The sequence below is a fragment of the Desulfovulcanus sp. genome, from assembly GCF_982781345.1.
Genome location: NZ_CEYAEZ010000189.1, coordinates 1 through 1,167 on the forward strand (window position 1 = coordinate 1; position 1,167 = coordinate 1,167).

2 protein-coding genes are annotated in these 1,167 nt (G+C 20.7%); both read right to left on the minus strand.

The genetic code is table 11. The features are described 5' to 3' along the window. Positions 1–124, minus strand: a 124-nt coding sequence (gene kdpF, locus AC3WVG_RS12140) for a K(+)-transporting ATPase subunit F (RefSeq protein ID WP_488798379.1), incomplete at its 3' end; no start/stop codon positions are given. Between the two features lie 49 nt (positions 125–173). After that, on the minus strand, positions 174–1,167 hold a 994-nt coding region (locus AC3WVG_RS12145), incomplete at its 5' end, for a hypothetical protein (protein ID WP_488798378.1).

A 1,167-nucleotide genomic window follows, 5' to 3' on the forward strand; every position in this document is an offset into this window, starting at 1 on the left:
TTAATAAATATTTTGCACTATAAAATCCGATTATCCCTACACTTTCTTTATCTGGATAAATAAGTGCATAAAATAAATATATCAATATTATAGTAGAAATTATTGATGATACTATTTTAAGCATAAACTTCCTTCTTTAGTTTTTTATATTATACCACTTTTTAATTTAATTTTTAAAACTGAGTCTTTACCTCAAACTTAAACTTTGTATTGTTTTTAAAATCGTTTTTAATATATTTTAAACTAATAGGTAAATTTATCTTATGTAAAACCAATAAATCTAAATCTATCCCATAAACATCTTCTTTAATATCAAAATTTTTTAGCTTAAAGATATTTTTTGTATAAGAGATTTTTTCTTTTTGTAACGAGATAGGAAAAATAGTAAAATATTTTTTATAATTTATCCCTTGTTTTAAACTCAAAGAATACTTTTGGATATCATTTGTAAAATAGTTTTGCTCTAACCCTTCTATAATAATATCTGTTTCATCTTTTTTCTCAAATTTATCATTTACTATTTTTATAGATTTATCGCTAATATACCTATTAGACATATCTATATATTTAAAATCTCCACTAACAAAAGTTTTATCAAAAACTTGAATATGTGGCAAAAACTCAAAATAGTTTATCAAATTACTTCTATCTTGTTTTTGGTAAAAACTTAAACTAATATTTTTTTTATCATCAAAAGAGAGTATATAAGACTGCCTATAATTAAAAGATAGCCCATAAATAAAAGGTTCTTTATCTTTAAAATCTTCATCATAATATTTATGCAGCATAATATCTAGATTAAATCTGCCTTTTTTAAAAGGTATATTTGTTTTTATACTACCATAATAATTTCTTTGGTTTGAACTTTTATATTTTTTATCATATTTTAAATAAATAATCTCTAGTGGCAAAAAACTAATATTATTATAACTAAATCCATAATATTTATCTTCATAATCTTTTAGATATATCAAATTTAAACTATTTAATAATAAAACATCACTAAAAAATGCCTGCAAATATAAATAACTACCTTTACTTGTATCATACCCATATATTGGATAGGTATAGCTGTATTTGAGTTCATTAAATTGGTTATATTTCTTAGGTGTTAAAGATATATTTTTATTAGTAATATTTAATTTTTGTTGTGATACCTCATACTGA